Origin of the sequence: Corynebacterium sp. S5S1 (genome assembly GCF_001913985.1) — a bacterium.
In the GTDB taxonomy this organism is placed as follows: domain Bacteria; phylum Actinomycetota; class Actinomycetes; order Mycobacteriales; family Mycobacteriaceae; genus Corynebacterium; species Corynebacterium marquesiae.
Genome location: NZ_MKXT01000001.1, coordinates 55337 through 81963, shown reverse-complemented (window position 1 = coordinate 81963; position 26627 = coordinate 55337). Strand labels below are relative to the sequence as shown.

General features: G+C 62.0%; 25 protein-coding genes and 1 pseudogene. 5 read left to right on the top strand and 21 right to left on the bottom strand.

Going from position 1 to position 26627, the window contains the following annotated elements:
• Positions 1-112: 112 nt before the first annotated feature.
• On the bottom strand, positions 113-1963 hold the full coding sequence (lepA, locus tag BKN05_RS00405) for a translation elongation factor 4 (RefSeq protein ID WP_198491911.1): 1851 nt from the start codon (positions 1961-1963) through the stop codon (positions 113-115).
• An 18-nt stretch (positions 1964-1981) separates the two neighbouring features.
• Between lepA and BKN05_RS00400 the strand changes: the two genes are divergently transcribed.
• Both BKN05_RS00400 and rpsT read left to right on the top strand, forming a co-directional pair.
• A complete protein-coding gene (locus tag BKN05_RS00400) occupies positions 1982-2518 on the top strand; it encodes a type II toxin-antitoxin system PemK/MazF family toxin (RefSeq protein WP_049378502.1) in 537 nt (178 codons plus the stop codon).
• Between the two features lie 269 nt (positions 2519-2787).
• Positions 2788-3051 carry a 30S ribosomal protein S20 gene (rpsT, locus tag BKN05_RS00395; protein ID WP_049378501.1) on the top strand — a complete coding sequence of 88 codons (264 nt, stop codon included), beginning with the start codon at positions 2788-2790 and terminating at the stop codon, positions 3049-3051.
• Between the two features lie 118 nt (positions 3052-3169).
• Here the strand turns inward: rpsT and BKN05_RS00390 are convergent, their stop codons facing one another.
• Entirely contained in the window at positions 3170-3748 is a 579-nt protein-coding gene (locus tag BKN05_RS00390) for a TetR/AcrR family transcriptional regulator (RefSeq protein ID WP_286687628.1), read from the bottom strand.
• Between the two features lie 334 nt (positions 3749-4082).
• On the opposite strand from BKN05_RS00390, the gene BKN05_RS00385 reads away from it, so the two are divergent.
• Together BKN05_RS00385 and BKN05_RS00380 are read left to right on the top strand one after the other, a co-directional pair.
• Positions 4083-4925, top strand: a complete 843-nt coding sequence (locus tag BKN05_RS00385) for a DNA adenine methylase (protein WP_286687627.1) — start codon at positions 4083-4085, stop codon at positions 4923-4925.
• A gap of 64 nt (positions 4926-4989) precedes the next feature.
• Positions 4990-6264: a type II restriction enzyme gene (locus BKN05_RS00380; RefSeq protein WP_396334652.1), complete on the top strand. Its 1275-nt coding sequence runs from the start codon at positions 4990-4992 to the stop codon at positions 6262-6264.
• Here BKN05_RS00380 and BKN05_RS00375 read toward each other — a convergent pair.
• The 18 genes and pseudogenes from BKN05_RS00375 to BKN05_RS00290 form a co-directional block, all read right to left on the bottom strand.
• A pseudogene (locus BKN05_RS00375) lies at positions 6261-6906 on the bottom strand (LysE family translocator). The gene BKN05_RS00380 and the pseudogene BKN05_RS00375 sit on opposite strands and share 4 nt — an antisense overlap.
• A complete protein-coding gene (locus BKN05_RS00370; RefSeq protein WP_286687625.1) occupies positions 6903-7292 on the bottom strand; it encodes an ankyrin repeat domain-containing protein in 390 nt (129 codons plus the stop codon). Before BKN05_RS00370 ends, BKN05_RS00375 begins: the two are co-directional and overlap by 4 nt.
• Before the next feature lie 10 nt (positions 7293-7302).
• Positions 7303-8280 carry a DNA polymerase III subunit delta gene (gene holA, locus BKN05_RS00365; RefSeq protein WP_286687624.1) on the bottom strand — a complete coding sequence of 326 codons (978 nt, stop codon included), beginning with the start codon at positions 8278-8280 and terminating at the stop codon, positions 7303-7305.
• A 1-nt stretch (position 8281) separates the two neighbouring features.
• Entirely contained in the window at positions 8282-9694 is a 1413-nt protein-coding gene (locus BKN05_RS00360; protein WP_286687623.1) for a ComEC/Rec2 family competence protein, read from the bottom strand.
• Positions 9695-9712: 18 nt separating this feature from the next.
• A complete protein-coding gene (locus BKN05_RS00355) occupies positions 9713-10411 on the bottom strand; it encodes a ComEA family DNA-binding protein (RefSeq protein WP_198491919.1) in 699 nt (232 codons plus the stop codon).
• Positions 10412-10510: 99 nt separating this feature from the next.
• Positions 10511-11386, bottom strand: coding sequence for a DegV family protein (locus tag BKN05_RS00350; RefSeq protein ID WP_286687622.1), 876 nt, complete (start codon positions 11384-11386; stop codon positions 10511-10513).
• The gene (locus tag BKN05_RS00345) at positions 11386-12084 is read right to left on the bottom strand and encodes a histidine phosphatase family protein (protein WP_286687621.1); all 699 of its coding nucleotides are present in this window, start codon (positions 12082-12084) and stop codon (positions 11386-11388) included. The genes BKN05_RS00350 and BKN05_RS00345 overlap by 1 nt, the downstream gene beginning before the upstream one ends.
• 6 nt (positions 12085-12090) lie before the next feature.
• Complete coding sequence (gene rsfS / locus BKN05_RS00340) at positions 12091-12534, bottom strand: ribosome silencing factor (protein ID WP_179387589.1); 444 nt, start codon at positions 12532-12534, stop codon at positions 12091-12093.
• A 146-nt stretch (positions 12535-12680) separates the two neighbouring features.
• Complete coding sequence (gene nadD, locus BKN05_RS00335) at positions 12681-13298, bottom strand: nicotinate-nucleotide adenylyltransferase (protein ID WP_005329234.1); 618 nt, start codon at positions 13296-13298, stop codon at positions 12681-12683.
• Between the two features lie 23 nt (positions 13299-13321).
• Positions 13322-14590, bottom strand: a complete 1269-nt coding sequence (locus BKN05_RS00330) for a glutamate-5-semialdehyde dehydrogenase (protein WP_286687620.1) — start codon at positions 14588-14590, stop codon at positions 13322-13324.
• 96 nt (positions 14591-14686) lie between these two features.
• A complete protein-coding gene (locus tag BKN05_RS00325) occupies positions 14687-14989 on the bottom strand; it encodes a hypothetical protein (RefSeq protein WP_286687619.1) in 303 nt (100 codons plus the stop codon).
• Positions 14989-15894, bottom strand: coding sequence for a D-isomer specific 2-hydroxyacid dehydrogenase family protein (locus BKN05_RS00320; protein ID WP_286687618.1), 906 nt, complete (start codon positions 15892-15894; stop codon positions 14989-14991). Before BKN05_RS00320 ends, BKN05_RS00325 begins: the two co-directional genes overlap by 1 nt.
• A complete protein-coding gene (locus BKN05_RS00315) occupies positions 15894-16823 on the bottom strand; it encodes a D-isomer specific 2-hydroxyacid dehydrogenase family protein (protein ID WP_286687617.1) in 930 nt (309 codons plus the stop codon). Before BKN05_RS00315 ends, BKN05_RS00320 begins: the two co-directional genes overlap by 1 nt.
• A gap of 33 nt (positions 16824-16856) precedes the next feature.
• On the bottom strand, positions 16857-18089 hold the full coding sequence (proB, locus tag BKN05_RS00310; protein WP_286687616.1) for a glutamate 5-kinase: 1233 nt from the start codon (positions 18087-18089) through the stop codon (positions 16857-16859).
• 59 nt (positions 18090-18148) lie between these two features.
• Entirely contained in the window at positions 18149-19681 is a 1533-nt protein-coding gene (gene obgE, locus BKN05_RS00305; protein ID WP_286687615.1) for a GTPase ObgE, read from the bottom strand.
• A gap of 237 nt (positions 19682-19918) precedes the next feature.
• The gene (gene rpmA, locus BKN05_RS00300) at positions 19919-20197 is read right to left on the bottom strand and encodes a 50S ribosomal protein L27 (protein ID WP_005324079.1); all 279 of its coding nucleotides are present in this window, start codon (positions 20195-20197) and stop codon (positions 19919-19921) included.
• Positions 20198-20239: 42 nt separating this feature from the next.
• On the bottom strand, positions 20240-20545 hold the full coding sequence (gene rplU, locus BKN05_RS00295; protein WP_049377209.1) for a 50S ribosomal protein L21: 306 nt from the start codon (positions 20543-20545) through the stop codon (positions 20240-20242).
• Between the two features lie 226 nt (positions 20546-20771).
• The gene (locus BKN05_RS00290; RefSeq protein ID WP_286687614.1) at positions 20772-24557 is read right to left on the bottom strand and encodes a translation initiation factor IF-2 N-terminal domain-containing protein; all 3786 of its coding nucleotides are present in this window, start codon (positions 24555-24557) and stop codon (positions 20772-20774) included.
• A 203-nt stretch (positions 24558-24760) separates the two neighbouring features.
• On the opposite strand from BKN05_RS00290, the gene BKN05_RS00285 reads away from it, so the two are divergent.
• Positions 24761-25528, top strand: a complete 768-nt coding sequence (locus tag BKN05_RS00285) for a hypothetical protein (RefSeq protein WP_049377211.1) — start codon at positions 24761-24763, stop codon at positions 25526-25528.
• On the opposite strand, the gene arsB is transcribed toward BKN05_RS00285, so the two are convergent.
• Entirely contained in the window at positions 25525-26589 is a 1065-nt protein-coding gene (gene arsB / locus BKN05_RS00280; protein ID WP_286687613.1) for an ACR3 family arsenite efflux transporter, read from the bottom strand. The two genes, BKN05_RS00285 and arsB, sit on opposite strands and share 4 nt — an antisense overlap.
• Positions 26590-26627 lie beyond the last annotated feature (38 nt).

The window sequence follows — 26627 nt, the reverse complement described above, 5'->3', positions numbered from 1 at the left end:
GACGCCCTAAAGGGGCAGCTCACCTTGAAATTTTTGACGGCCGCACCCCGGGGGTTGTTAACGAAGAATTAAGAATCTATTTGGATTCGCTTTGCCAATAGGGGGTGCGAGGTTAATCGTCGGCGTCGGTAGACAGCGCGGCCACGAAGGCCTCCTGCGGCACCGAGACGGAGCCCAGCGTCTTCATGCGCTTCTTACCGGCCTTCTGCTTCTCCAGCAGCTTGCGCTTACGGGAGATATCGCCGCCGTAACACTTGGCCAGCACGTCCTTGCGCATAGCGCGGATGTTTTCGCGGGCGATGATCTTCGAGCCGATAGCCGCCTGGACGGGCACCTCGAACTGCTGGCGCGGGATGAGCTCTTTGAGCTTCTTGGTCATCTTATTGCCGTACCACTGGGCGGAATCGCGGTGGACGATGGCGGAGAAGGCATCGACGGGGTCACCGTTGAGCAAAATGTCGACCTTTACCAAGTCCGCGAGCTGCTCGCCGGCCTCTTCATAGTTCAGCGAAGCGTAGCCCTTGGTGCGGGACTTGAGCATATCGAAGAAGTCGAAGATGATTTCGCCGAGCGGCATGGTGTAGCGCAGCTCCACGCGGTCCTCGGAAAGGTAGTCCATGCCGCCCATCTGGCCGCGCTTGGACTGACACAGCTCCATGGTGGGGCCGACGAATTGCTCGGGCACGATGACGGTCATCTTCACCACGGGCTCATAGACCTCGTTAAGTTTTCCTTCCGGCCAGTCAGACGGGTTATGGACCCACTTTTCCTCGCCGTCTTCAGCCACCACTCGGTAGGTCACCGAAGGCGCGGTGGAAATCAGGTCGAGGCCGAACTCACGCTCCAAGCGGTCGCGGGTGATTTCCATGTGCAACAGCCCCAAGAAGCCGCAGCGGAAACCAAAGCCGAGGGCGACGGAGGTTTCGGGCTCGAAGGTTAGGGAGGCGTCGTTAAGCTGCAGCTTTTCCAGGGCATCGCGCAGGTCCGGGAAGTCGGCCTGGGAGATGGGGAAAAGGCCGGAGTAGACCATCGGGTCCGGATCCTTGTAGCCCTTGAGTGGGGTCTCGGCGCCGCCGTTGGACCAGGTGACGGTATCGCCCACCTTGGTCTCGCGGACGTCCTTTACGCCGGTAATGAGGTAGCCCACCTCGCCCGGGCCCAAACCCTCGCACTTTTGCATTGTGGGCGAGACGATGCCGATTTCCAACAGCTCGTGGTTGGCGTTGGTTGACATCATGGTGACCTTCTGGCGCGGGGTGAGCTTGCCGTCCACCATGCGGATATAGGTGACAACGCCGCGGTAGGTGTCGTAGACGGAGTCAAAAATCATGGCGCGGGCCGGCGCATCGGTGTCGAATTCAGAAGACGGCGGCGGCACTAGCTCGCAGACCTTGTCCAGCAGCTCGACGACGCCCTCGCCGGTCTTGCCCGACACGCGCAGCACCTCTTCCGGCTCGCAGCCGATGATATTGGCGATTTCCAGCGCGTATTTTTCCGGATCGGCGGCCGGCAGGTCGATTTTATTGAGGACCGGGATGATTTCCAGGTCGTTTTCCATCGCCAGGTAGAGGTTGGCGAGGGTTTGGGCTTCGATGCCCTGGGCGGCGTCGACAAGCAGGATAGCGCCCTCACACGCCTCGAGGGCGCGGGAGACCTCGTAGGTAAAGTCCACGTGGCCGGGGGTGTCGATCATCTGTAGGACGATCTGCTCCCCCTGCGCGGTGCCGGACTGGGGCACCCAGGGCAGGCGCACGTTCTGCGCCTTAATGGTGATGCCGCGCTCGCGCTCGATGTCCATATTATCGAGGAACTGGTCACGCATATCGCGCTCCGCAACCACCTTGGATAGCTGCAGGATGCGGTCCGCCAGCGTCGACTTGCCGTGGTCGATGTGAGCAATAATGCAGAAGTTTCGGATTCGGGCGGGATCCGTAAACGTCGTGGCCGCAAAGTTTTCAGACATACGTCTACAATAGTCGACATGAAAAGCGGCATGCTCACCCGTCTGCGCCAGGCGCTGGGAATCAGCGAGCGCGAGCCAATAGACACCGGCCTGAGCCGCATTAATTCCCGGTTGGGGCTGGATAGGTCGGATGAGTTCCACGAGCCGCGCAAGGCCGCCGATATCCAGGTCGAGGCCACCGCCTCCCACCCCCGGTCCATATTTTTCACCCCCGATATGGACGGCCAGGCTGATTCCGGCGAGGTGGTCTGGGTGTGGGTGCCGGCCGAAGGCAAGCAGGCGCCACCGCGCGAGCGCGCCATTTTGGTCGTCGGCCGCACCCGCACCACGGTGTTGGGTTTGCTTATCTCCCCCAACCCAAAGCACGCGCTTGACGACGCCTGGCTGGAAATCGGCTCCGGCGAGTGGGACGAGTCCGGCTGCGATTGCTGGGTGCGCCTCGACCGTCTGCTCGAGGTGTCCGAGGAGCAGGTGCGCCGGCAAGGCACGCTTTTTCCGGAACGCAGGTTCGAACGAATCGCGAATAGGTTGCGGGCGCGCTACCACTGGGCCTAGCCGCCGCGCGGCCGGCGGATAGGGAGCCATCGGACTGGGAGCCAACAGCCTGGGAGACGACGGCCGCAGGGAGGGTTTTGGCAGGTCGGGTTCGGCACTGCTATTGTGTGTTGGTTACTTACTTGCCGGGCGCGCTGGTCGGGGCGGGCAGGACCTTGGGTTCGCTCTTCGAATACCAGCGCCGAGCGTCAGTGATTGCTGGCCGCGGGAGTAGTCCGAGTAGGTCGGTTTCTATGTCAATCACTTTCGATTACTAAGAGGTATTTTTCATGGCAAATATCAAGTCCAAACAGAAGCGCGTTATCACCAACGAGAAGGCACGCCGCCGCAACAAGGGCGTTCGCTCCGCCGTCCGCACCGAGATCCGCAAGTTCCGCGAGACCGTTGCCGCTGGCGATAAGGCTGCTGCTGAGAAGCAGCTGCGCGTGGCATCCCGCGCCCTGGACAAGTCCGTGTCCAAGGGTGTCTTCCACCGCAACACCGCAGCCAACAAGAAGTCCGGCATGGCTTCCGCGTTCAACAAGATGGACTAAGAGCCATTGCACAGATCATCCCCCGGTCGCACTCTACGGAGCGCGCCGGGGGATTTTCTTGGCCCACTTTAGGCCGCGGAACCGGCAGGCAAGGCCGGGCGGGACTTAAGCGGGGTGCTTAGGCCAGTTCGTCGTTGAAATAGTCTTCGAAGATGACGCCGGCGTTGCGGAAGGCGTCGGCAAGCGAAGTGCCGCCGCGGGTTTCCACGAAGGTCTCGAAGGCGGTCAGGAACTGGATGTAGATGATGTTGACGGTCGGCGTGAGCCGCGGATCGGAGGACTTCCAGCCCTCGCGGGCCTGCACAGCCTGGCGGACGCGCTGAATGATGCGGCCATTGCGCTGGCAGTACAGGGCACGCAGTTTCGTGTCCTTAGCCAGCGCCTGGGCCGTAAGCTGAGAAATTTCGGGAAAGAACTCATCGCCTACGGCACGGTTAAACTCGGCCATGGCTATGATTTCGGAATCTTCGCGCAGGCTTCCGGTAGGCAAGCCAGCGGCGAAGTTTTGGAATTGGTTCTCCACTTCCTCCGACATTTCGGGGCCTAAAACTGCCGATTCTTTGTCTTTAATGTAATTAAATAGGGTACGGCGGGAAACGCCCACTTTGTGAGCGAGCTCCTCCATGGTGAACCCGTCATAACCATTCTCAATGACGAGGTTGAGCGCAGCGACTCGGATTCTTGATATACGCGGCATGAATGCCCCTTTCTGTCCCGACGCTCTACAAGCTTCAGTATCTTTTCTTTCGCCCCAAGGAATTGCGCGGAAATTCTATTTTGTCTACAAACTAAGGGATTTTGAGGCGATTTTATTACCTTATATTCGGTCAGGGAAACCACCATGCGCGTCATGGAAATTCCCCGCCGGTGCGTCTGCACATTTTCGCCCGTCATGGCACTATTTGGGAAAACTGTGACGTTAGACAACCAAACGCGCTAAGCCCGCCCGGCCGCGCACCCGATTTATCCGATCACGCGTTCGAAAGCCCGATGGTACTTGTGTCCGGTGGGGCGGCTAAGATGAGTCAACGATGAAAAACGTTAAGCCACTGGTGAAATGGGCGGGCGGGAAGCGCCAGCTCTTGCCGCATATCCACGCCGCCCTGCCGGCGGAGACTCCGCGGCGTTTTTATGAACCCTTCATCGGTGGCGGCGCGGTGCTTTTCTCTCTCGAACCGGCCAGCGCACAGGTCAACGATCTCAATGGTGAACTCATCAACCTCTATGAGGTGGTGCGCGACGGCGTCGATGAGCTCATTGCCGAGCTCGCGGGCTACCCCAATGAGGCAGAGTTTTTCTATGCGCTGCGCGCAGTGGACCGGGATGCCCGAAAGTTTGCCGCCCTCTCCCCTGTTGAGCGCGCCGCGCGGACGTTGTATCTCAACCGCACCTGCTATAACGGCCTGTATCGCGTGAACGCGGCGGGGCAATTCAACGCGCCGTTTGGGCGTTATAAGAATCCCACCATCTGCGATGAAGACACGCTGCGCGCGGTGCACCGCTATTTTGCGGATAATGATGTGGCCTTCTCGCAGGGCGATTTCGCCGCGGCGGTGGCAGAGGCACGCGAAGGAGACTTTGTGTACTTCGACCCTCCCTATGACCCGGTGAACGTGACGAGCTCGTTTACCGGCTACCAAAAGGGCGGCTTTGATAGAGCGGAGCAAGAGCGGCTCAAAGAGGTCTGCGATGACTTGGATAGGCGCGGGGTGAAGTTCCTCTTGTCGAATTCAGCTACCGATTTCATCCGGGAGCTGTACGCGGACTATGAAGTAGGCATCGTGGGGGCGACGCGGGCGATTAACTCCGTTGGCTCGAAGCGGGGCAAGGTCGACGAAGTCCTGGTACGCAATTACGAGGTCCGCGGTGACTAGCGGGTCGCAGGCGCAGGGGTTGCGGGAGCAGGAGTTGCGGACGCGCTTTGGCGTGCCGGAGTCGATGAAGCTCGGCGTCAATGACTGTGGCTGGCTGCGCATCCTGGCGGCGGGATACGACGCGGAGCTGGAGCGGCGCGGATATTTCTATATCGGCGCGCGGGAGCTAGAACGGCTCTCGGGCCGGCAGCCACGGCTGATGGCCAAGCATGATTTTTCTACGTCGCGGCCGTGGATTTTTCAGCGTCTCCGCCTGGGAATCGTGCCGGTCAGCCGGAGCGAATACCTGGTGGGACGATTCAACCTCTACGAACGATTTCCAGAAACGCAGCGCGGCGAGGTGCGCACGCTGGAGCTGCCGGCAGGACTGGACACCCTCTCGTTGGAGGGGGTGAGCTCGGAGGCGGTGGCGTTAAATGGGGCGTCGGCAAGCGGGATGCTCGAGGACTTCCTCGGGTGTGCGCCGTTGCAGGCCACGGTGGCGGGGCGCATGTCTACGCGCGGCATTGAGGTGCGGCTGCCGGACTTGGGCGTGGATGTGGCGGTGGACCGCGCGCAGATGGAAATCGACGGCGGCTTTGAATCGCTCGAGCACCTAGTGCTGGTGGAGGCGAAGAACCACCTGTCGGAGGATTTCAATATCCGGCAGCTGTATTTTCCGTATCGGCGTTTCCAGCAGCGCCTGGCCAAGGATGTGGTGCCGGTCTACCTGGTGTATTCCAATGGCATTTTCCACCTGTACCGCTATGAGTTTCGGGACCCAGCGGATTTTCGCAGCATTGCGCTGGTCGATAGCGCCCGATACGCACTGTCCTCCTCGCACTTGGATGCGCAGGCGGCGCTCGACATCGTGCGGGCGGTAGCGCCCGAACCCGAGCCGGCCGTGCCCTTCCCACAGGCCAATAGCTTTGAGCGGGTGGTCAACCTGCTTGAGCTGATAGCGCTGCAGCCGTTAAGCAAGGCGGAGATTACCCAGCGCTATGATTTCGACCCGCGGCAGGCGGATTACTATGCCAACGCCGCGCGCTACCTGGGTCTGGCGGAGCCGGTGGAGGACACGTGGGAGCCGACGGAGCGCGGGCGACGGGTTATTGAGCAGCCGCAGCGCGACGCCCGGAATGGGGCGCTCATACGGGCGCTGGCGGCGCGGCGGGTTTTCCGCGAGGTGCTTGAGCTCAGCCTGGACCGCGGCGCGGTGGCTAGCACCGCGGAGATTTGTGCGGCCATGGATGGGCTGGGGCTCAGCTTGGCGACGTCCCAGCGGCGCGCCTCCACCGTCGCCCGTTGGACCCAGTGGGTGCTGGACACGGTGGCCGAGGGCACGCCGCGCCTATTTTAAGCCAGCAGGTTCTGCCCGCCGGAGATGATGAGAACAATGCCGGCGATGATGAAGAACAGGCCCGAGCCGATGTCGATCCACGGGCCGGCGGCGATGAGCTTGCGGCGCACGGCATTGGTGGAAATTACCGTGGCGACGACGAGGAAGAAGAGGAAGGCCGACAGCGAAAGCGAGAGGGTCAGCGCAATCGCCAGCCAGACGGGTGGGCTGGCCGGGAGCAGCGGAGCGATCATCGCGGCGAGGAAGAGCACGATTTTTGGGTTGGACATATTGGTGGCCAGGCCGACCTTGAAGGCGGTGCGCAGGCGGCCGAGCTGGGCGGCGGCGTCTTCTAGGTCCACGGGCGGATTGGCGCGCTGGGCGATGCCGCTGCGCAGCGCGCGTTCCCATAAACACCAAGAAGCAGCCACCGACGGCCTGGACCGCGCCGAGGATTTCTGGGAAGGCGGTCAGCAGCGCGGCGGCGCCAAAGACGGTGGCGGCGCTCCAAAAGAGCACGCCGATCTGGATGCCGGCGGCCGCGGCAATGGCGTGGCGGCGCGAGCGGGTGGCGTAGCGGGTCACCAAAATGATGTCCGGTCCCGGCGAGGCGACGCCCACCAGGTTCATCAGCAAGAGGGTGAAAAAGGATGTCCAGGTCACTCCCCCGCCTCGCTTTCGAGCTGCGGGAGAAGGTCGTCGTGGCCAAACATGCGGGCGGAATCCAGCGCGGAGGGCTGGCCGGCGGTGGGGTCGGCGTGGGCGGAAAGGAGGGCGTCGATAACCGCGTCTTCCTTCTTGAAGATGGCACCGGCCAGCGGGGACTGGCCGCGGTCATTGAGCAGGTTGACGTCGGCGCCGGCGCGGGCAAGTGCGGAAACTAGCTCGGCGTGGCCGTGATAGGCGGCGAGCATGAGGAAGGACTGTCCTTCCTGATTGACTAGGTCGATATTCACGCCGTGGTCGATATAGGCGAGGAGGTCTAGGTTGCCCTCGCGCGCCATGTCAAAGAGTCGACCGGCGAATTCTTGCACTTGCGTCTCAGACATAGTTTCTAGCTTATCGCGCCAGTTCCGCGACGCGTTTGACGGCCGCCTCTATGGCGAATTCAGGCTCGCCGCCTTGTCCTTTGACGGCGGCATCGAGCTCGGAGACGAGGATAACCGCCTTGGTGACATTATCGGCGGACCAGCGGCGGGCCACGGGCTGGGTCATCTTGACCACGTAGGGCGCTAGGCCGGTTTGGCTCGCCAGCGAGTACTGGTCCCCGCGCGCGGAGTAAAGGCGGGCGACGGCGCCGACCTTATTGGCCAGCGCCGCGGCGATCGCCACGGGGCTTGCGCCAAGCTGGAGAGCGCGGCGGCAGGTGGATACGGCGGCTTCGACGCGGCCGGCGACGGCGGCGTCGGCAATGTCCCAATTGGCTACCTCGGCCACGCCGACGTAGTAGTTTTGCACGGCCTCGCGGGTGACATTGCCGCCGGTATCGGAGACCAACTGGGAGATGGCTGAGGCCAGCTCGCGCAGATCAGAGCCCACGCCCTCGAGCACGGCGTGGATAACGTCCGGGGTCGGGCGCACGCCGTGACTGGAAAATTCGCGGGTGGCCCACTGTCCCAGCTCATTGGGGTAAAGCGAAAAGACCTCGTGGACCTCCGCAATCTTGCGCAGCTTGGCCACGAGCTCGGGCTGTTTCTTCTTTTTCTTCAGCGTCTTGGCCGTCACGGAGTAGATAATGACCATGGTCATGCCCGGTGCGGGATTGGCGCAGGCGCGCAGGAGGATATCGACTACTTCTTTGCCGGCGCGCTCGCAGTCGCTGATGACGATGACGCGGTTATCACCAAACAGCGATGGGCTGGTGGCCTCGAGGATCTCGCCCTCAGAGACCTCGGAGGCTTTGAGCTTGGTCAGCTCGGGCCGGGTACCGGTGGGACCGCTCTCCTCGGCCGCGGCGCGCTGGATCTGTAGGCGGGCACGTTCGGTGAGGAATTCATCGTCGCCGAGGATGAGGTGTACTGGAGGCATGCCCGCCATTCTAGCCTGCGGCCAGGCCGAGCCAGGCGATGCCCGCCAGCGTCAGCGCCAAGGTGAGCCACGGGCGGTGATAGAGGAGGCCGGCGATGATCCAGGCGTAGGCAAGCAGCGTAAAAAGCGGATTGGCGGGGACGGTGACCACGGGCAGGTGGGCCACGCCGTGGGCGATGGTATTAATCCACCACGAGAAAGGCTCAATGAGGCGCAGCAAGCCGGCGCCCAGCACGTCCAGAGGGCCGAGCTGGGCGAAGATGGCGGCGATAAGCCCCACGATGGTAATCGGCACGGTGGCGGGCTCGACCAGAATATTGGCCAGCACGGAGACCACGGAGACCTCGCCGGACATGAGTGCCACCAGCGGAAGGGTGACGATATCGGCGGCGATGGCCACGGAGACCGCGCGCAGGAAGATGGCGGGCCAGCCGGTCACGGCCAAGTGCTTGTAGATGAGCGGGCTCAGCGCCACGATGCCGAGCGTCGCCGCGCAGGATAGGGCAAAACCAAAGTGCACGGCGAGGTCGGAATCCACAAAGAGCAGCGCGATGATGCCGAGACTGAGCGCATGGATGGGCTCCATGCGGGTGGAATTGAGCACGGCGAGCAGCCCGACTGCCCCAGCGACGGCCGCGCGCTGGACGGAGGGCTCGAAGCCCACGAGCAGAACATAGGTGGCGAGGGCGCACAGGGAGGCGGCCACGCGGGCGCGGGGCCCGAGTGCGAAGGCGGCGCAGACCACGGCCGCGGCGGAGCAGACTATGGCCACATTGGCGCCGGATACGGCGCTTAAGTGTGAGAGCCCGGTGGCGATATACAGGTCGCGCTCGGCGGTCTCTTGCAGCGCGGTATCGCCGAGCACCATGCCGGGAATCAGGCCTTGGCTGGAGGGCCCGACGGTATCGAGGACCAACGCGCGGAAGTTCTCGGCCACGCCGGCCGCCCAACCGTCCAGGTCTTCGGGCTCGGCGGTTACCTGCACGTCAGTGGCATTGGCACTGAGCTTTCCGACGCCCGTCCTATCCGACTCCCCTACCTTCACCCTCGCCGTAATTTCGGCACCCGCGGCAGCCGGGACCGGATCCGGGCTAAAGACCGGCAACTGGGTGGGATACCCCGGCACCTTCAGCCGCAGCAGCCAGCCGCCCGTACTGGTCTGCGTCGGTGCGGTAACGAGTCGTCCGGTGACTTCGGTGCCGAGATCGAAGGCGGCGGCGCGGGCCTGGCGCACCACGGCGACGAGCGCCGCACCCCCAGCGACTGCCCCACAGAAGAGCGCCTGGCCCCACTGGCGGGCAACCAGGCACAGCGAAACGACGACTGCGATGAGTGCGATGGCCCAGCCGCGGCCGGCGAGCAACACGGCAATGACGGCCAGCCAGGCGGTAGCCGCGCCGGGGACGAGCCGCAGTTCTCGCATCGCACGCTCGAGTACGGGCTAGAGCTGGACCTGGTCTTTAAGCTGCGCCAGCTTCGCCGGCCCGATGCCAGAGACCTCGAGGAGCTCTTCTACGTTCTTGAAACCGCCGTGCTCTTCGCGGTAGGCCACGATGGCTTGCGCGGTCACCTCGCCGACCCCCTTGAGTTCGGTGAGCTCCTCGGCGGTGGCGCTATTGAGGCTCACGCCGCTGCCGCTAGCGCCACCGCCGGGGCCGCTGGAGTTGCCGCCGGCTGGGGCGGGCTCGCCGGGTGCGGGAGGCGGGGCGGCGCCGGAGGGCAGGATGTGGAGCTGTTGGCCGTCGGAAAGCCGCTGGGCATGGTTGAGAGCCAGAGTCTCGGCGCCTGGTAGCGGCTGGGCGGCGTCAAGGGCATCGGCCACGCGCGCGCCGGGCTCGAGCGTTTTCAGTCCGGGCTCAGCCACCTCGCCGATGACCGAAACGATGATTTCACTGGGTTCGTCGCTCGGGGCCACGCCTGGGCTCATAGCCGCAGGCTCGGGCATGCCGGAGGATTCTTCGGAGCGCGCATTGATGCCGAGCCAGACCACCACACAGATAACGAGAATGACCGCCACTGCGCAGGCCTGCCAGGGGCTGATGCGCAGTCGCGGGCGCGGGTAATCGACGGCGAGGAGCTCTTCCTCGCCGGTGGGTTGGGTAAACTCGCGGAGTCGTTCGCTGATCTTGGGTGCCGCCATGGCGCTGAGACTAAGCGCGGGCGCAAACAAGTGGTAGGTCGAGCGAAGGTGGGCTGTGGATAACTTGTTGTGGGCGTCAACTAACCCGGCGCGATGGGTCTAGTTATCCACAGATCGGCGCGGCGGGAAGGCGCGAGGTCGACCACGTGTGTGAGAATGCACAGGTTCCGCGGGCGGCTCGGAGCTAAACACGGCGGAGACGCCGATGGCGGAGGGGCCGGCGTGGACAGAGAGGACGTCGTTAAGCGGAATGCAAATAAAGGACGAACCCTGCGGCAGCGCTACTGCAAGGAGCGCCTCCAACTTGGCGGCCGCGTCCTCGGCCTGGTTGTGCTGGATGGCGACAAAGGCCGGCTCACCGTCCGCGCGGGAGGCGATGAGGTCCACCAGCTTGGTAAAAGCCTTGGTCTGGGTGCGGGTCTTGCCCACCAGCTCCAGCTTGCCACGGGTAATCGACATAATCGGCTTGGTAGCCAACAGCGCCGTAGACAACACAGCCGTGGCCGGGGAAAGGCGGCCAGAGCGGCGCAGGTCCTCCGTGGAATGCAGGTAAACCCAGGTAGCCGCGCGTTTGAGGGTATCGATGGCCGCTGCGTAGCACTCGTCCAGACTGGCGCCGCGGGAGGCCAACTTAGCCGCGGACATCGCGGCCGCACCCATGGCCATGCCGGCCGAACCGGAGTCAATCACCCGCACCGTGTGCGGAAAGACGCCGGAGGCCGATACCGCGGCGGAATAAGTGGAAGATAGCTCTTTGGACAGGTGAATGGCCACCACTCCCTCATCTTGGGCGCGCTCCATTTCGCGGCCGTAGGCGGCGGCCAGCTCCAGCGCGCTCAAGCCCGAGGTGGAGCGCTCCAGACCATCTTTGCCGTGGCTTTCCATGAGGTGGAGGTCAATGACCGTGATGGATAGCTGCTCCGCCAACTCTGGCGGCAGGCCCGCGGAGGAATCCGTAATGACGCGAATCGTCACTAGATATCCGCCCCGCCGTCCCCGGTGACCTCGCCGCCCATATTCCAGCCGTCGAAATACCACTGGGCGCTGCCCACATTATCTGGGGTGAACTCCAGCGAGGATAGCGGCGTTTCCGGATTAAAGTCCGGGCGGGCCGTCAGCTGCGACCAGTGGGTATTTTTCAATCCGGAAAGGATCCCGTACTGCGCATGGTCAAGGCCCAGCAGGTGGCAGGTCAGCGCCGAGATAGCGCCGCCATGGGCCACGATGAGGACGGGGCCTTGGTCCCAGCCACCGAAGTCTGCCATGAGCTCATCGACGACAGGCCGGGCACGCTCGGCCACGTCCACGCGGGATTCGCCCTGCGGCGGGGCCCAAGTGGGGTCGTGGCGCCAGATGGCGCGCGCGCCAGGGAACTCGGTATCTACCTCGGCGGAGGTTCTGCCCTGCCACTGGCCTAGGTGCGTCTCGCGCAGGCGGGCATCCGTGGTGAAATCCATGCCGAGGGCCTCGGCGACCACGCGCGCGGTTTCGCGCGCGCGGATGAGGTCAGAGGCAACGATTTTAGACACGCCCTGATCCTGCAGCAGGCGCGCGGCGGCACGGGCCTGCTCATAGCCCAGCTCGGACAGCTCGGTGTCCAAGTGGCCCTGCATGCGGCCAGTGGCGTTATAGGTAGTTTGCCCGTGGCGGATCAGGATCAGGCGGCGGCTCATGCGAGTTTAAAGCTCCTCGTCCTCACCAGGGACCTTATCGGCCAGTGGGAGCTCGTCGATGGAATCAACTTCGCGCGGGTTGACGCCATTGGTCCATTCGCCCGGGCGCTCTGGGGCCTCGATGCCCTCGATCTCCAGTGCTGGGCAATCGTGGTACAGGCGGTCCAAGCCGTAGAACTCACGCTGGTCATTGCGCTGAACGTGGACGACGATATTGCCATAGTCCAGCAGCACCCAACGGTTCTCGCGGTTGCCCTCGCGGCGCTGCGGCTCGAAGCCTTGCTTAGTCATTTCGTCTTCGACTTCATCCACGATGGAGCCGACCTGACGCTCGTTATCTGCAGATGCGAGCACGAAGACCTCGGTAATAGCGAGGACATCGGAGACATCAATGGCCGCGATATTGGTGGCCAGCTTTTCTTGCGCGGCGTGGGCCGCGGTTTCTGCCATGCGGCGGGCGAGATCAGAAGTAGACAATGTGTAAAAATTCCCTTTTCGCGTCTGAGTATATTCGGTATGAACTATCTCTAGTGAGAGTCTATTCTTGCACGTTTAGCAGGCCCGTGCCCAAAATCTGGGGAAGGCCGCGGAAGTTTCTACAGGGGCTTATCTGGGTTAGGCCCATAGAGATTGTTCTTGGTGATGTACTGCACCACCCCATCCGGAACGAGGTACCACACGGGCTGCCCCTGCCCGGCGCGTTCGCGGCACGCCGTGGAGGAAATGGCCATGGCGGGAATGTCGATAAGATCGATAGCCTCCTGCGCATCGGCAGGTAGCATATCGGCGCTTAATTCATAGCCGGGGCGGGTCACGCCCACAAAGTGCGCCATCTCCAGCATCTCTTCCCAGTTATGCCAGCTCATGATGGAGGCCAGCGAGTCGGCTCCAGTGATGAAGTAGAACTCCGCTTCTGGGAAGAGTTCGCGCAGGTCGCGCAACGTATCGATGGTATAGGTGGGCCCCTCGCGGTCAATGTCTACGCGCGAGACGGTAAAGCGCGGGTTGGAGGCCGTGGCCACCATCGTCATCAAGTAGCGGTGCTCGGCCGCAGTGACGTCGCGGTGGGACTTTTGCCACGGCTGGCCGGTGGGAACAAAGACGACGGTATCGAGGGCAAAGCGGTGGGCGGCCTCGCTGGCCGCTACCAAGTGGCCATTGTGGATGGGATCAAAGGTGCCACCCATGATGCCGATGCGCTGTGGGCTAGTCATGGGTGGTGATTATAGCCGCACCACTAGGGGCGGGTCTGTCCGGTACCCTGCAGGATCCACTTAGAAGAGGTGAGCTCCGGCAGCGCCATTGGGCCGCGGGCGTGCAGCTTCTGGGTGGAAATGCCGATTTCGGCGCCCATGCCGTAGACCTCGCCATCGGTGAAAGCGGTAGAGGCGTTGAGCATGACCGCGGCGGCATCTACCTCGTTGCCGAACTTCACTAGGACGTCGGCATCCTGCGCGGCGATGGCCTCGGTGTGGCCAGTGGTGAACTCGGCGATGTGGGCAATGGCACCGTCGACGCCGTCGACCACCTTGGCGCAGATATCCATGGACAGCGACTCTTCGCGCCAGTCCTCATCGGTGGCCTGTACGGCATCCTGGACGCCGAAGGCCTCGAGCTCGGCGACGTCGCCGTGGATGGTCACGCCCGCCTCCTGCAGCGCGGTGATGATGCGCAGCTTGGCGGAGTCGTCCAAGGCGGCGTCGATAAGCACGCACTCCGTGGAGTTGCACACGGAGGTGCGGCGGGTCTTGCCGTTGATGACCATGTCGATGGCCTTGTTCAGGTCCGCAGAGGCGTCCACGTAGAAGTGGCAGTTGCCGGTGCCGGTCTCAATTGCTGGGACGGTGGCACCGGTGACGACGGCCTCAATAAGCTTGGCGCCACCGCGCGGAATGACCAGGTCCACCAGGCCGCGAGCGGTGATGAGATCCTGGACGGAATCGTGGGTCTCGCACGGCAGGAGCTGCACGGCCTCGCGCGGAAGGTCAAACTCGGCGAGGGTATCCTGCAGGATTTCTACCAGCTTGGCATTGGAGTTGCGTGCGGATTTAGAGCCGCGCAGCAGGGGCACGTTGCCGGACTTAATGGCCAGACCGAAGGCGTCCACGGTGACATTCGGGCGGGCCTCATAGACCATGCCCATCACGCCGAGCGGGACGCGCACCTGCTTCATCTGGATGCCGTTATCCATCGTGCGGCCCTGCAGGATCTCCCCTACTGGGTCCTGCAGGCCAGCTACCTGGCGCAGGCCACCGGCGATGCCCTCCACACGCGCGGCGTCAAGGGACAGGCGGTCAATGAGGGACTCGGACATGCCGCGCTCGCGGCCGGCTTCGATGTCCTGCTTATTAGCGGCGAGGATATCCTCGGTGTGGGCAATGAGGTTTTCGGCTGCGCGCTGCAAGATCTCATTCTTGCGCGGCGTGGACAGCTGCGCTACGACGGGCGCTACGTCCTTGGCAGCACGGGCTTTGGACAGAACTTCTTCGCGTTCAGTGTTGCTCATGTCATACCAGCCTAACGAAAGGCCACGCGCATTTCAGCCGGTTGGGCAGCAAGCACTCGCGCGGTGGCCTACTTATTAGCCGAGCTCGCGGCGGCGCTAGTCGGATGCACGGCGGCGGCGCTTCTCGTCCTTCCGCTCGAACATGAGGTATTCCTCCTCAAAATAGCTCAGATTATAAACGTGGCGGGCTCCGACCGAGCATACAAAACAGATGATCGGGATAACCCAGAAATAGGTCCAGTGGAAGAAGAAATAGCCGAGCACAACGGAAAGAATGGTGGCTGCCCAGGCAGCATAATCGACCGTCTTTACTTTCTTCCAGCGCTCCCTCATATCCGCAACCTCAGCCGCGGTCGGGTTGAGCTGGCCATCGTCAGCGCGGTTACCGGGGCTGTCCATCAGTAGCCAGCTTCAATATCTACTTCCGTGGGGATTGCCTCGCCTGCGGCGAAGCGCTCGATGACCTTAGCTGTATGCGAACCGATACGCCTGCGCACCGAATACGGCGGATTGGCCAGATGCGGAGTGATGACTACGTTGGGCATGTCCCACAGCGGGTGCCCATCGGGCAAGGGCTCGGGGTCGGTGACATCTAGGCCGGCGCCGGCGATATGGCCGGCGCGAAGAGCGCCAACAAGGGCCTCGGTGTCCACGAGCGATCCACGGCCGACGTTAATTACCACTGCGTGGCTGGGCATGGCGCGGAAGGCAGCGGCGTCGAATAGCTGGTGGGTCTGGTCCGTGAGCGGCGCAAGCGCCACAAAATAGTCGGCGGCCGGCCAGACGCGCTCGATGTCGGCCGTGGCGAAGGTTTCATCGGCGCCCTCCACCGGATTACCGGAGCGATTGACCGCAATGATGCGCAGGCCAAAGCCCTCTAGCATGCGGATAAGCCGCTTGCCGATGCCCCCAGCACCCACCACCGCAACCGTCTTGTCCTCAAAAAGGAAACTGGTGTGCGCCTCCACCTCATCGCGGTTATTCCAGCTCGTCCCCACGCGCTTATGCGCATGCAACTGCGCGAGCAGAAGCGCAATGGTGGATTCGGCCACGGTGGCATCATAAAGCCCGGCCGCGTTGGACCAGCGGGCGGTGGTATCGCGCATGACGCCGAGCAGATGGTCCACCCCGGCAAAAGGAACCTGCACCAAGCCCACGTTCGGCGGCAGGGGCTGTGGGAAATCATCTGGACCGCCGTTGAAGATGAGCACCTCGGCCTCCTCCAGCGGGGCACGCTCGTGGCCGGCAGCATCGAGGGCCTGCAGGGTTTCCTCCCACGGGGTGGGCACCATCGCGTACTTCATTAGTAGCCAGCCTCCGCATCGACGCGGGTGGGCATGGCCTCTCCCCTCTCCCACGCGGCGGCATTGGTGTTGAAGATAGCGCCCAGGTGGTACTGCGCCACGTGCGCGGAGGCGGCCATGTGCGGCGTCATGGTGCAATTAGGAAGGTCATAAAGCGGGTGGCCATCGGGCAGCGGCTCGGGATCCATAACCTCCAAGCCGGCGCCGGCGATTTCGCCTTCGCGCAGGGCTGCCACGAGATCCTCGGTTACCACGGTGCTGCCACGGCCGACGTTGATGAAGATGGCGGAGGGTTTCATGGCGCGGAAGGTGGCGGCATCGATAAGCCTCTCGGTGTCCTTGGTGGCCGGCAGAATGCAGAAAATGAAATCCGCCTCACCCCATACGCTTTCAGCTTGGTCCATGGGCACGACCTCATCGGCGCCTTCCACCGCGCGACCAGAGCGATTGACGGCAGTAATGTGCACGCCAAAGGGCTTGAGGAGCTTAATGAGCTGCTTGCCGATGCCCCCTGCGCCAAAGATCGCCACCTTCTTCGGCCCTTGCTGGTCATAGAGCCACGCCTGGGATTCATCCAGCTCCTTGGACACCGACCAGGTAGCGGCTTGGGCGAAGGCCTTGTGGTGGTGCGCCTGGGAAAGGGCCAACCCGAGTGCGGACTCGGCCACTGGCTGGGCAAAGGCGCCCGCGGAATTGCACCATGGCACGCCGTCTGGGGTAATGACGCCTGCATCGATGAGCTGATTGACGCCGGTATAACAATGCTGCACCCAGCCGATATTCGCCGGCATCTCGGGGATGCGGCGCGGGTTAGGCGCATTATTGATATAGACCTCGGCGTCCTCGATGCTGCTTACGCGTTGGTGCCCGGCAGCCTCGATGTCTTCTACCATCGGCTGCCAGGTTTCCGGTCCCATGAAATATTTCATGCCCCAACCATACGGGGAATTTCAGCCCTGGGTTTAGATGCGGGAGGCGAAGTTGGAGAGGTAGTCCGCGTGGACGACGGAACGGCGCTGCTCCTCAGGAAGCTCTTCCATTTTCTTGCCCTTAATGGCCTGGAGCTCCTCGGAGTCAAAGCGGACTTCACCGCGGCCGATGACCTCACCATTCGGGCCCAGGATATCGATGATTTCTCCCTTATTGAACTCGCCCTGCACGTCGGTAATGCCGACGGCGAGCAACGAGGTGCCGCCCTTGGTGACGGCCTCCTTGGCGCCCTCGTCAAGGCGGACGGCTCCGCCAGTATCGGCGCAGTAGAGCGCCCAGAACTTCCAGGCGGACAGCTGGCGTTCCTCGCGGGTGTGGAAGACGGTGCCCACGGAGGCGTCGGCAAGCGCGGGGCCGATATTATCCGTGGAGGTCAGCAGAACTGGAATGCCGCCGCGGGTGGCCAGGCGGGCCGCGGAGACCTTGGTGGCCATGCCGCCGGTGCCGACCTTTCCGCCATCGCCAGCCACAACGCCCTTCAGGTCCTTGCCGGTGCGCACCTCATCGATGAACTTGGCATCCGGCTCGGCGGGGTTCTTATCGTACAAACCAGGCACGTCAGAGAAGAGGAAGAGCGCGTCCGCTCCCACCAGGTTGGCCACCAGCGCAGAGAGGCGATCGTTATCACCAAAGTGCATTTCCGACGTCGCCACCGCATCGTTCTCGTTCACGATGGGGATGGTGCGCAGCTGGCGCAGGCGATCAATGGTGCGCTGCGCATTGCGGGCACGGTCGCGGTGCCCCGTATCGGAGGCGGTGAGGAGGACCTGGCCGATGGTGCGCTTATAGCGCGCAAAGGACTGGCCCCACACAGAGGCCAAGTGCACCTGGCCGACGGACGCGGAGGCCTGCTTAGTAGCCAAATCGGTAGGGCGCTGGTGCAGGCCGAGCGGGCCCATACCTGCGGCAACCGCACCGGAGGAGACGATAATGACATCGGAGCGGCCCATGCGCGCATGGACGGCATCAACGATGTGATCGATCTTTTCTTGAGAAACGCGGAAATTTTCATCCGTGAGAGAAGAGGAACCAATCTTGACCACCACGCGCTTTGCCTGCGCGATGTCGCGGCGGAGATCCGATTCAAAACCGGACGCCACCGGATTTTCATCGAGCGGTTCCGGGAAAGGGGTATCCGCGGTAGGTCCGTCAAAAGGCTCTACCGGAAGCGGAAGGATGGGTTCTTTCTGTTCATCAGAAGACATGCCAACCGAGTCTACAAAGCCCACCCTCCAGCACACCCCAAGAATAGGGGGTCCGGGGACTAGCCCTGCCACCTATCGCGGTTAGCGCCCTCGCGGGTGACCTCTTCATCGGTGCCGTAATCGTATTCATCGATAAGGCCGCGACGCGCCTGAGAGGCGCGCTTGCGCTCGGCGGCGGAGACACGGCCCGTGCCCTTCAGGCGGGCGTCCTCGCCACGGCTAGCCATCGTTGGATCGCCGCCGGTCATCGGCTCCCACTCGAAGGTGATGCCACCGATGGTTACCGGGCAGCCTTCTACAGCACCCTGCGCGCGCAGCTCATCTTCCACACCAGCCTTGGCCAAGCGGTCCGCCAAGAAACCCACTGCCTCATCATTTTCAAAGTCAGTCTGGGTAATCCAGCGATCAATCTTCTTACCCTCAACAATGAAGCCACCTTCGACATCCGGATCGGCCTTGACGGTGAAATCAGCAAACGCGCCAGTATGCTTCTTATGGCCTTGGGCCTTGGGATGGATAACGGTGTGGTTTTTATCCTTCTTTGGCAACGGCTGGGCCTTGCGGTGCTCAGTCACCATATCCATGAGCCGGAACTTCAGCGGATCCAGACCCTTGCGAGCGACGGCCGAAATAATAAAGACAGGCCAGCCAAACTTATCTTCCAGATCATCCTTGACAAATTCCGCCAGCTCTTCGGCCTCAGGCACGTCTGCCTTATTCAAGATGATGACACGCGGGCGCTCACGCAGATCCCCTAAACCAGTATCTTCCTGCAAAGCCTCCTGGTACTTTGCCAACTCATTTTCCATCGCCTCAATATCAGAGACCGGATCACGGCCGGGCTCAATGGTGGCAGTATCTACCACATGGGCAAGCACCGCCGTGCGTTCAATATGGCGCAAAAAGTCTAGACCGAGACCCTTGCCATCGGCCGCGCCTGGGATAAGCCCCGGCACGTCCGCGATAGTAAAGGAGCTATCTCCCATATCCACTACGCCGAGGTTCGGCTGCAGCGTGGTAAAAGGATAATCACCGATCTTGGGCTTTGCGGCCGATAACACCGAGATGAGCGAGGACTTGCCAGCCGATGGAAAGCCCACCAGCCCTACATCCGCCATAGATTTCAGCTCAAGGATCAGATCATGTGCTTGGCCTGGCTCACCTTGGAGAGCAAAGCCCGGTGCCTTGCGGTTCTTTGAGGCCAATGCGGCATTGCCCAGACCGCCAAACCCGCCTTCTGCAGCCACAAACCGCGTTCCCGGAACAGTAAGGTCCGCCAAGGTTTCGCCCTTTTCGGTGCGAACCACCGTTCCAGCCGGGACCTCCAAAATCAGGTCTTCACCGCGAGCACCATTGCGCATATCGCCGGCGCCATTGCCGCCGCGTTGCGCCTTAATATGCGGGCGGTAGTGGAAATCCATAAGCGTATGGATTTGCTCAGTTACCTCGAGGATGATGTCGCCACCGTGGCCGCCATTGCCGCCATCTGGGCCGCCCAAAGGCTTAAACTTCTCGCGGTGGACAGACACACAGCCGTGTCCACCGTCGCCTGCTTGCAGGTGCAGGACAACGCGGTCAATAAAACGTGCCATGGTCAAACCCTCCGTTAGTTAAATCTTTGTCCCCGCCAGTGTAATGCGTATCTTGGGCTGGACTCCAACCGCAACCGGATTGAGTCCGCCTACCTAGTCGACCATCCCATCGGTTGTGTCCGCTAGCGTGGTGTATCTATTATCCGGGTGGAGCCTCGTTTCGGTATCCACAAAACCAGAAAATCCTCGAGCCACCCTCACTGGGGCAGACTCGAGGATTAACCTCATCGGCCTTAATTAGGCAGTTGCCTCTGCAGCAACCTCTTCAGCCGGAACGATGTTGACCATACGACGGCCACGCTTGATACCAAACTCAACGGAGCCAGCTGCAAGCGCGAACAGGGTATCGTCGCCGCCGCGGCCTACGTTCTCACCTGGGTGGAACTTGGTACCGCGCTGACGCACGATGATCTCGCCGGCATTAACCTGCTGACCACCGAAGCGCTTGACGCCGAGACGCTTGGACTCGGAATCGCGACCGTTGCTGGAGCTGGAAGCACCCTTCTTGTGTGCCATGTGGTTTTCCCTCCTTTAGGGATAATTACAGCCGGTTAAGGCTTACTTGATACCGGTGATCTTCAAGGTGGTCACAGGCTGACGGTGGCCCAGACGCCTCTTGTAACCAGTCTTGTTCTTGTACTTCAGGATATCGACCTTCGGGCCCTTACCCTGCTCAACGATTTCTGCGGAGACAGAAACCTTCTCCAAGTCGGAAGCCTTGGACTTAACATCGGCGCCATCGACGAGCAGAACCGGGGTGAGAGCTACGGCAGAGCCTGGCTCACCCTCGATCTTCTCGACCTTGACGAGGTCACCTTCAGCAACCTTGTACTGCTTGCCGCCGGTCTTGACGATCGCGTACATAGAGGGTTACCCCTTATCTAAACTCGCTCGGAAGCAACCGGGGAGGCCGCGTTCCGAATGGACACTTACACATTGCGTTTAGTTCCCGCGCGAACATGCCCGCACAGCTCACTAAGTGAGTGTCGGACTGATCCAGCGTCGTGAGTACTAAACAGCGACTGTCAAAGACTACCCCGTAGCGGGCACAAAATACAAACCGCGCTTTTTGTGCCCGCGTGGCGTAGCCCTAAGACGTGCTTCGCCGTGCTACGCGGCGTCGGCCGCGCCCAGACTTAGCGCGCGACGTCTCCTTGTGCGCACCGCTCGCAGAAGACTGCTTCTGCCCTGCGTTATCCTGCGCCTTTGGGGCCTTGACGCTTGCCGACGCCCCCTTCTTGCGCACCGCCCTCTTCTTTCCGCGGCGCAGCACCTTGGTATCGCCCGTGGTCGCCCGCTGGCCAGCATCGGAACGATCCGGCGAGCCACCCTGCTGCGTCGAACGGCCTTGTGTGGTCTTCGCTGCCTTCGGATTCTCTGCTACCGCCTTTTTAGGAGCGGCCTGTCGCACGGCACGGCGACGCCCACGGCCCTTGCCACCGGCGCGCCCCGCACGCGCGGCGCCAGCGGCCTTTTCATGGCGCTGCTCGGCGGACCCGCCCGCCTGCTTGTGCTCGTGCTCCTGCGCCTTTTCCTTGACCTCGTGCGGCACGCGCGAGGTGGTCCGATGCGTGGCCTGCCGGGTGCGCACCGCACGACGGCGGCCACGCCCGCGAGCCTTGCGCTCTTCGCGCGAGCTCTTCTCTCCGCGCTGGGCTTCAGCGCCGTTGGCATTATCGTCGGCGTCGACAGAGTCCTGCTCACCGGAGACCGCGAAATCCTGCGGCTGCGGGCGCCTATCGGAGCGCGAATTTCCGCGGGTGCGGCGCTTGCGGCGCGGGGAAGCCTCAAACTCAGCTACTGCCTCGTCATAGGTCTTTTCAATTGCCGTCTCCGTAGCCGTTGCCTTCTCGGTAATCTTCTGCTCGCCGCCTGCAGCTGCACGCGTGGCCTTAGACCGGCGCGTCGCCCGGCGCGGCTTCTTGCCACGCTTGGAGCCCGCCCCGGCACCTGGGTGTACCTGCGCAATAGCGCCCGAGTCGGCGTCCGTATCCGCATCGGGGACGTAGGAATTAAATTCCTGCACCTCGTCACTCTCGGCAGCATTATCCGCCGCGGCGTACGCGATGGCCTCGATATCGGATACCTCAGTCTGGGTGTGCTTGCGCGCACGGCGGCGACCGCGTCCACGTCCGCGCTCCTTGTTGCGGTCATGGTCCCCGCTGTGCTCTTCCGATCCAGCGTGCGACTGAGCCGGACCGCGCTCATCTACAACGACGTTCGCTACGAGATCTTCCAGCGACGTCTTCGCAGATTCCTGTGCGGCCTCTTCGCTCTCGGTACCGTAGACCGGTGCCTGGGTCTTCTTGAATCGCTTAGGTTTGGAGGAGCTTTCGGCGGCGTCGTCAAGCTCGTGCTTATGCATCGCCACCGCAGCCGGGTGCTGCTGCGGATCGTGGTGTTGCTTCTTGTGCGCCTTGGGCTTGCGGCCAGAATGCTTGGAGCGCTGCTCGTCCTCGGCCTCATCCACCGGATACTGGTGAATGATGATGCCACGGCCGTTACAACACTCGCACTCGGTGGAGAACGTTTCTACCAAGCCGGTGCCGAGGCGCTTGCGGGTCATTTGCACCAGACCCAGCGACGTCACCTCCGAGACCTGGTGGCGGGTGCGATCGCGGCCCAAGGCTTCCTTCAGGCGGCGCAGCACCAGATCCTGGTTTTCCGGCAGGACCATATCAATAAAGTCCACGACGATCATGCCGCCCAAATCGCGCAGGCGCATCTGGCGCACGATTTCTTCGGCCGCCTCGAGGTTATTGCGGGTAACTGTTTCCTCTAGGTTGCCGCCGGAACCGGTGAATTTGCCGGTATTGACGTCGATGACGGTCATGGCCTCGGTGCGGTCGATGACCAACGTGCCGCCGGAGGGCAGCCATACCTTGCGCGAGAGCGCCTTATGCAGCTGCTCATCAATGCGGTAAGCCTCGAAGGCATCTTGCCCGCCGTGGTCCTTGGCACGGTAGCGCACCACGCGGTCCGCAAGGTCTGGCGCCATGGAATCCACATAAGCACGGACGGTGTTAAAGGAACGCTTGCCATCGACGATGAGCTCAGTGAAGTCTTCGTTGAAGAGATCGCGCACCACCTTGATGAGCATGTTCGGCTCTTCATACATGGTCACCGGCTTGGCGCCCTTGGAGGATTTTTCTTTCTTAGCGTGTGCCACGATGTCCTCCCACCGGCTGTGCAGGCGGTTGACGTCGGTAGCGATTGCCTTTTCCGGTACGTTTTCGGCGGCGGTGCGGATGATCGCTCCACCATCGCCTGGCACCACGCGGCCGAGGATATCCTTCAAGCGCTTGCGCTCTGGGGCAGGCAACTTGCGGGAAATGCCGGCGCTGCGGCCGCCGGGAACGTAGACCAAATAGCGGCCAGCAAGGGAAATCTGGGTGGTAAGGCGCGCGCCCTTATGACCGATGGGATCCTTAGCCACCTGCACCAGCACCTGGTCGCCAGACTTCAGGGCGTTTTCTACCTTGCGGGCGCGCCCGTGCAGCTTGGTCTTGCGCCAGTCGATTTCACCGGCGTAGAGCACGCCGTTTCGGCCCTGTCCAATGTCCACGAAGGCCGCCTCCATGGACGGCAGCACGTTTTGAACGCGGCCCAAGTAGATATTGCCAATGAGCGAGGCCTGGGACTCGGTAGTCACGAAGTGCTCGACCAACAGGTCATCTTCTAACACGCCCACCTGGGTGATAATGCCGGCGCCGTCCTCGCGCTCCTTATCGCGCACCACCATGGTGCGCTCCACAGCTTCGCGGCGGGCAAGGAACTCCGCTTGGGAGACGATGTGCTGGCGGGTACGTCCCTTCTCGCGCAATTCCGCGCGGCGGCGCTTCTGAGCCTCGATGCGCGTGGAACCACGGATGGCTTTAGGTTCTTCGATGTGCTCGGGCTCATCTACCTGCTCGCCCTGGTTGGAGTCGGCCCCACGTCCGCGGGACGCGCCGCGGCGGCCACGGCGGCGACCTTCGGACTTTCTAGAACCACGGCTGGCCGCGGAGTTGCCTTGTGCGTGGTCGTTCTCCGTATCGCTGCCGTCATTGTCATCGCTATCAGAGGAACCTTCCTCTACTTCTTCAATGGCACTTCCAGAGACCGGCGTGCCGTCCTGCTGCGGGGCTAGGAAGATGGGCGCAAAGTCATAGTGACCAGAGTCTTCTTCGGACTCAGCGCGCGGGACGATGTGCGGAGCATAGTAGTCATCCTCGAAATCCTCGCCTGCCTCTGCAAGTGCCTCGTGCAGCTTTGCCGCATCGACCGTGCCGGTATCGAGCGTGCCGGCCTGTGCTTCCTCTGCCTTTTCTTCCTGTTCATCTGCGGGATCAGCGGTTTCGGCCGCAGCGTGGGCGAGGGAAGCTTCTACCTTGTCTTCGATCTGGGAGATCTCATTGTCCACGTTCTTGCGCACGCGATGGCGCAGGTGCTCTTCCTCTTCCGCGGACTGCTCTGCTGCCTTTGAGACATCTGCTGCCTTTTTAGGCGCTGCGGCAGCGGACTTACGGGTGGCCTTGCGGGCGCGCTTGGCACGCTTTTTCGCAGGCTTCTTGGCTGGCTCTTCGGCCGGTTCCGCAGCGGAATCGGCGGTGCGGGAGGTGGAGGATTGGGCCGAGGGGGCGTCGGCAACCGCAGCGGCATTCGCCACAGCATCGAGCACCTGGCCTGCTTCCTCGCGGGAAAGAGAGCTTTGCGCGCTCTTTTTCAAGCCCATGTCTTTAAGCTGTGCCACCAACTCGCGCGAGGAAAGCCCCAGCTGCTTGGCTAGGGAATACACGCGGGTCTTGTCCTTGAGTTGGCTGCGGTCTAGGTTCTGGGCCAAAAGCGCCGCTGCCTTGAGGCTTTCAGTTGTTTCTTGAGAGTTCTGTGCCACCATGTTCGGGCTTACTCCTGTATATCGTCTCTATGGGGCGCGGCCTCGGGCGCAGGCACGGTCAGAGACCGCACCGCCGCCGCACGAGGTTTTCTGTGCGCTATAAAAGTTTGTGGGATATGAAGTTATGCCGCGTCTCGTACGCGCTATCCCCCATTGTGTCACAGAAACGCGGCCAGGCTGGCAGGCGGTGTTATGTTGGCAGCGTGGCAGAACTAGCACGAATCCCCGCCCGCGAACTGGCGCAGCATCGGCACCGCAATGAAGTCCCAGTGCGCTCGGCACTTTACTTCGGCGTGCCGGCCGGCTTTGCCGTTGGCTTCGCCAACACAGGCGTGGATTATATGTTGATGGGAGCCGGTGTTTTTGCCGTTTTTGCGGTGCTGGGGTTGGTGCACCTCATCCGCAATTACCCGCGCGGCATCAACGCTGCGCAAGAGGAATTCCGCGATGGCGACTATCCCACGATTGCCTATATCGCCCCGTTTATCCCGATAGCTGCGCCATTGATCATGGCACCACTGAGCGCGGCCAACCTGCTTCCAGAGGTAGAGCTGGCCCCGCCCGTTGCCGGAATTCTGTCCGGGGCATGGTGGGCCTTTGGCTTGCCGCTGGGCATATGGGGCATGTTTTCTCAGTCCTTCCGCATCGGCCGGCGCCGCATCAACAAGATTTTGGAAAAGGACCCGCTCGACGGGGTTACGGAGGCTCGTTTGCAGCTTGCCGACGCCCACTCGGACATCCTCACCGCCCTCGTCGCCACCGGCGCGGTGCAGGGAAACACGATTAATTCCACTGCCCTCTCGAAGTTCATGCGGGTAGACCTCGACCCTCTATGCGAGCACCTCGATGCTTTGGCAAAGGCGGACCTGGTGAAGCTAAGCCGAATGGGCCTGCGCACCGCGCCCGCAAAGTGGACCATCACCATCACGCCGACTGGGGTTCGCTGTTTGTATCAAGTGGGCCGGCGTTAATTTGGCAAGCTTTTGTCTCCGGGGAAAAGCTTCGGCCCTATCCAGAGCATTACGTACACGAGTCCGACAAGTACCGGAATTTCAATAAGCGGCCCGATGGTACCGGCGAGAGCCTGTGCCGACGCCGCCCCAAAAGTGCCAATGGAAACCGCGATGGCTAGTTCGAAATTATTACCAGCTGCGGTAAACGCAACGGAAGCGGATTGCGCGTAGTTCATTCCCACTACCTTTGCTACACCCAAAGCTAGGAAAAACATTCCAACAAAGTAGATGACCAACGGAATCGCAACCTTGATCACCGCCGTGGGCTGCGCTACCAACTGTTCTCCCTGCAGGGAGAACAGCAACACAATGGTATAGAGCAAGCCGATCATCGCCAAGGGAGAAACTGCCGGAAGGAAGCGGTTTTCAAACCATTCGCGGCCTTTGACTTTCTCACCCAAGACCCGTGAGAGCACACCAAGCAGCAGGGGGACTCCCAAAAATACGAGGACCGCGGTGACGATAGACCAGAAAGAGAAATCAGCAGAGGTGGTATCTAGCCCCAACCACCCTGGCAAAATCTGCAAATAGAACCATCCCAGCACACCGAACATGGCTACCTGGAATACAGAGTTTATGGCGACAAGAACGGCGGTGGCCTCCCGATCGGCGCAGGAGAGATCAGACCACACTAGGACCATTGCGATACAACGGGCTAGTCCAACGATAATCAGGCCGGTTCGCAGCTCTGGCTGATCGGCAAGAAATATCCACGCCAGGGTGAACATCACTGCAGGCCCCACCAGCCAGTTCAACACAATCGATACCACCATCAACCGGCCATCGGCAGCAATATCTCGGGTCTTTTCATAGCGGACTTTAGCCAGGGGCGGATACATCATAACTAGCAGGCCCAGCGCGATTGGAAGAGAAATACCGCCAACCTCTAGAGCAGACAGTGCTTCTCCAATGCCTGGCAGGAAGTGGCCTATCAATAGCCCCACAGCCATGGCCATGATGATCCAAACGGGAAGGAATCTATCGAGAAATGACAACTTTGGGCGTTGCGTAACGGCCATGGCTCTCCTTGTGCGACGAGGAATTCAACTTTCGATCA